The 4741-nt window shown below is 29.0% G+C and carries 4 protein-coding genes; 2 read left to right on the top strand and 2 right to left on the bottom strand.

Annotation, left to right across the window (positions count from 1 at the left end):
- Positions 1-564 precede the first annotated feature (564 nt).
- Together GQ540_RS00360 and GQ540_RS00355 are read right to left on the bottom strand one after the other, a co-directional pair.
- Positions 565-1299: a GLPGLI family protein gene (locus tag GQ540_RS00360; protein WP_291795620.1), complete on the bottom strand. Its 735-nt coding sequence runs from the start codon at positions 1297-1299 to the stop codon at positions 565-567.
- 127 nt (positions 1300-1426) lie between these two features.
- Positions 1427-1732, bottom strand: coding sequence for a hypothetical protein (locus GQ540_RS00355; protein WP_291795617.1), 306 nt, complete (start codon positions 1730-1732; stop codon positions 1427-1429).
- Positions 1733-2244: 512 nt separating this feature from the next.
- On the opposite strand from GQ540_RS00355, the gene GQ540_RS00350 reads away from it, so the two are divergent.
- Both GQ540_RS00350 and GQ540_RS00345 read left to right on the top strand, forming a co-directional pair.
- Positions 2245-2631: a DUF423 domain-containing protein gene (locus GQ540_RS00350; protein ID WP_291795614.1), complete on the top strand. Its 387-nt coding sequence runs from the start codon at positions 2245-2247 to the stop codon at positions 2629-2631.
- Positions 2632-2707: 76 nt separating this feature from the next.
- Positions 2708-4630: a CocE/NonD family hydrolase gene (locus tag GQ540_RS00345; protein WP_291795611.1), complete on the top strand. Its 1923-nt coding sequence runs from the start codon at positions 2708-2710 to the stop codon at positions 4628-4630.
- The last annotated feature ends 111 nt before the right edge of the window (positions 4631-4741 follow it).

The raw sequence follows: 4741 nt of genomic DNA, 5'->3' as shown, positions 1-4741 counted from the left end.
ATTATTTTTTTCATTTTTATAAATTTTAAATTAGTTACTAGCGCATAATTGCGCTTTATTATTTTGTTTGTACTACGAGGTGTATTACTTTTGCAACACTTTCCTCTGTTTGTATTTAGTAGCTATGCCATAGTTAGTGGTTTTAGGTTAAACATTATATGAGCGTATTGTGTTCTTGAAATTTTACAAACAGAGGATTTTTTACTTAGCCTCTGCTCATTAAACGTATTTTTGTAAATAAGTATAGGATTCCTGCCCCTGTCTACCAACAGGTAGGTTTGCTTCGACTCCGCTCAGCAACCACTCAGGAATGACAATCTATTCACAGCAATAACAATTATTTAAAGTATTTAAATAGAAATTTATAGCAATTATATTTTTTATTTTCTTGCAAATTGGTATTTTTATGCATTCTTTCGATAAGTTCACTATTATCAAGAGATGCTAGATATGTGATTTTACCCTCTATTGCTTGAGAAAAGAATAATTTAAACACAAATAAGGCTAATACAATTACTCTTATTTTAAATCTCATATTTATTTATTGTTGCTGACAATTATATTTTAATTATAACTTTCTCTTTCCAATTTATCTTTCTTTTCTCTCATAATTTTATAAATTGAGTCATATTCTTTTATAGAAACTTCCATTCCAGTTTTAGGCCTGTGAATTGTCTTATCATCTTGTTTGGGCAGGTTGAAAATAATTTCTTTAAGCGAATAAATAAAAATATCATCTTTTAATATGATAACTAGCCCTGGAAGACCACAATATCCTAAAGGACCTACCCTACTAGCTAATTCAGGTGCATACCAAGCTATTGTTTCACTCTTTTTGTCTTTTTTGCTCTTTAGAATTGCTTTATAACAAGAATATTTTCCTATTTTTAATTGTTCTTTTGTTAAAATCCATTCATGTTCATTTAAGCTACTATTTATATTAAAGGTTTCTCCAAATTTTTCTTTATGTTGGATTATTTCTTTAGTTTCTAGGTTTACAAATATCTTACCAAGAATCTTTGCCTTAATACTTACAAGATCAACCTTATTATCATTTCTATTTAGTGCTTTTTCAGCAAAAAAGACAGATTTTTCATTGTTGAAAATAAGTTTAAAGTTTATTGAGCTTTCTTTTCCTGATTCTTCAAATATTCTTTTCAATACTTCTTTTTGCTCAACTTTATCAATTTCGTTAAAAGCGTAATTTGTCTTTACTGTATATATTGCCACACCCTTGTTGTTTTGTGAAAAACAAAGTGTGCTCGAAATTAAAAAAATAGTTAATAATATAACTCTCATAATATTAAATTTAATAATGAGGCCATCTGAAAACATCTAAAAGAGCAGCCTAATTGATTACTTATTTTGAAATATTCACTACAAAATAGAGACTGTTTTAAAAGTCAAACAGCATCCCGTTAATTTGCTAAATCCACCCAAAATCACTCGCTATTTCACATAGTTCTTTTAATGCATCAGCAGTTTCATCAATCAATTCTTCATCATCACTTATTTCTTTAAGTTGGTGTTTAAGCCATATTCTGAATGCCCAACATTTTGCAGATACAACACTCACTGGAGAATTATTTAAATTAATTTCTCCTGTTACTTGAATTTTAGAAATTTCATTTAATGAAGAAATATTTTTCTCAATTAAATGGGTGGAGATATCATTTGCAAAGGCAAATGAACTAACTAGCATAAAAGCAAAAGCAAAAAATATATTTTTCATTTTAATAAAATTTAAATTAGTTACTAGCGAATAATTGCGCTTTATTATTTTGTTTGTACTACGAGGTGTATTACTTTTGCAACACTTTCCTCTGTTTGTATTTAGTAGCTATGTCATAGTTAGTGGTTTTAGGTTAAACATTATATGAGCGTATTGTGTTCTTGAAATTTTACAAACAGAGGATTTTTTATCTCAACTCTAGAAAGTAAGCAAATTTCTATTTATAAGAATGAGATTGCTGCCTTAGCAGGAATGACAATTATTTTAAAATTGGAAATGGATTATAGCAATTATTTTTTTCATAGATGCAATTTATTTAAAGGTTTAATCTTTCTCTTTGTGAATGTATAAAAAAAAAAAAAAATCTTAACAAAATAAATTACATTTTTCACTTACTTTTTTAAAAGTTTATGGTTATTGCCTACTTTAGTAAGGAAAAACCTTACTTTAAAACAATTTGTTCACAATTATTTAATGCTTATTTTCGTGAAAATTATAAATAATCAACTTAAATGATTCAATTTACATTACTTTTTGCTGCAATTTTAGGAGGCTTCGCTGTTGTATTGGGTGCTTTTGGCGCTCATTTATTAAAGAAGATTTTAAATAAAGAACAATTAAAAAGTTTTGAAACGGGTGTAAAATACCAAATGTATCACGCGTTAGTTTTACTAATTATTGGCTTTAATTTTAAATTGGAAACAACTTCAGAAAAATATATGGTTTACAGTTTTATTATTGGTATTCTATTATTTTCATTCAGCATTTATGGCTTAGTAATTTCTTCTTCAAAAAACAAAAAATTAAAATTTTTAGGACCAATTACACCAATTGGTGGTTTATTTTTGATTGCTGGTTGGGGAGTCTTATTTTTTTCAATTTTAAATATGAATTTTTAAAACTTTTGCTACAAATACATTAACATTTATAAATTTCATTTTTTGTAGATTTACCCTCCAACAAATCAAACTTCAAATGAGGAAATTTACTTTTAGAGTTTTTGCTATAGCACTAAGTTTACTAACTTTTAGCTGTAACAATTCTAATTCAACTACTGAACAAGAAGAAAATTACGCACAAGAAAATTACGATAAAATTGAAACGACTATTACTATGCGTGATGGTGTGAAATTATTTACTACTGTTTATTCGCCAAAAGATAAAAGCAAAACGCACCCAATTTTATTACAAAGAACTCCGTATAGTGTTAGGCCGTATGGTGCAGATAAATTCAGAAAAAATATTGGACCTAATAAACATTTAATGAAAGAAGGGAATATTATTGTGTATCAAGATGTTCGTGGTCGTTGGATGAGTGAAGGAACTTTTGATAATATGCGTGCATATATTCCTAACAAAAAAGATAGTACGTATGTAGATGAAAGCTCTGACACATACGACACTATTGATTGGCTAGTAAAAAATGTAGAAAATAACAATGGAAATGTTGGAACTTGGGGTATTTCTTATCCAGGGTTTTATAGTACGTATTCTACAATTGATGCGCACCCAGCTTTAAAAGCTGCTTCACCACAAGCGTGTATTGGTGATTTCTTTTTTGATGATTTTCATCATAATGGCGCTTATTTGTTAAGTTATTTTAGAATTACACCGCTATTTGGAACTCCAAAAGATACACCCACCGATACAGCTTGGTACAAAATGCCTAAACTTAACACAAAAGACCAATATCAATTCTTTTTAGATGCCGGACCTTTAAGCAACTTAAATAAATATTACCAAAATGAACGATTAGACAATCCCAACCTTGAGTTAAATGATAAGTCTGATGATTTCTTTTGGGAAGAATTAAAAGAACACCCAAACTACGATGAGGTTTGGCAAAGCAAAGGAATTATTCAACATTTAAAAAAGATAAACTCTCACGTAGCAACAATGGTTGTTGGTGGCTGGTTTGATGCTGAAGATTTGTATGGCCCTTTAGAAACTTACAAAACGATTGAAAAGTACAACAAAGAAAATTACAATACGCTTGTTTTTGGACCTTGGAGTCACGGTCAGTGGGCTAGTTCAAAAGCCAAAAACGCTGTTGGAAACTATTATTTTGGAGATTCAATCTCCTTATTTTATCAAGAGAACACTGAAACCAAATTTTTCAATCATTTCTTGAAAGGAAAAGGAGATGAAAATTCAGGTTTACCTGAAGCATACGTTTATGATACTGGAAAAAAAGAATGGAAAACATATGACACTTGGCCACCAAAAAATAGTAAAAAAAAACACTTCTATTTATCTGACAATCAAAAATTAACTTCTTCCGAAGAAAAAGAAATAGGCGTGCAATTTATTAGCAATATTAAAAAACCTGTCCCTTATTCCGAAGATATTAAAATGGTTTTTACACCACGAAAATACATGACCGATGATCAACGATTTTCAGCAAGAAGAAGTGATGTTTTAGTGTACGAAACTGAAATTTTAAATAAAGATTTAACACTAGCCGGTGATATTTTGGCAAAATTACAAGTTGCAACTACAGGAACAGCAGCAGATTGGATTGTTAAAGTAATTGATGTTCACCCAACAGATCCTGAAGAAAATAATGACAATATTCAAGGTCATTTAAAAATGAGCAATTATCATTTATTGGTTAGAAGCGAAGTAATGCGTGGTAAATTTAGAAATAGTTTTACCTATCCTGAACCTTTTATTCCAAATAAAAAAACGGAGGTTGCTATTAAATTACAAGATGTATTTCACACATTTAAGAAAGGACACAAACTTCAAGTTCAAGTACAAAGCACTTGGTTTCCTTTGATTGATCTGAATCCTCAAACCTATGTTGATAATATTTTTAAAGCAACCGAAGAAGATTTTAAAACGCAAACGCATACAGTTTTTACCTCTTCAAGTATTGAATTTTCTGTATTGAAATAAAAAAATTGTTTTATATCTTTGTTACGATCAACAATTTTAGTAGTTAAAATGCCTAAACGCAATTTATTAATGTGCTAAATTCTAATAGCAGTACATCAAAATAGTACTATT

It is taken from the genome of Lutibacter sp., from assembly GCF_013139515.1.
GTDB lineage: Bacteria > Bacteroidota > Bacteroidia > Flavobacteriales > Flavobacteriaceae > Lutibacter.
This window is presented reverse-complemented; position numbering and strand designations above follow the sequence as displayed.

Bases quoted from the DNA above. Each gene is read 5' to 3' on its own strand.
- GQ540_RS00360 (WP_291795620.1), bottom strand. From the start codon at position 1,299: ATGAGAGTTATATTATTAACTATTTTTTTAATTTCGAGCACACTTTGT.
- GQ540_RS00355 (WP_291795617.1), bottom strand. From the start codon at position 1,732: ATGAAAAATATATTTTTTGCTTTTGCTTTTATGCTAGTTAGTTCATTT.
- GQ540_RS00350 (WP_291795614.1), top strand. From the start codon at position 2,245: ATGATTCAATTTACATTACTTTTTGCTGCAATTTTAGGAGGCTTCGCT.
- GQ540_RS00345 (WP_291795611.1), top strand. From the start codon at position 2,708: ATGAGGAAATTTACTTTTAGAGTTTTTGCTATAGCACTAAGTTTACTA.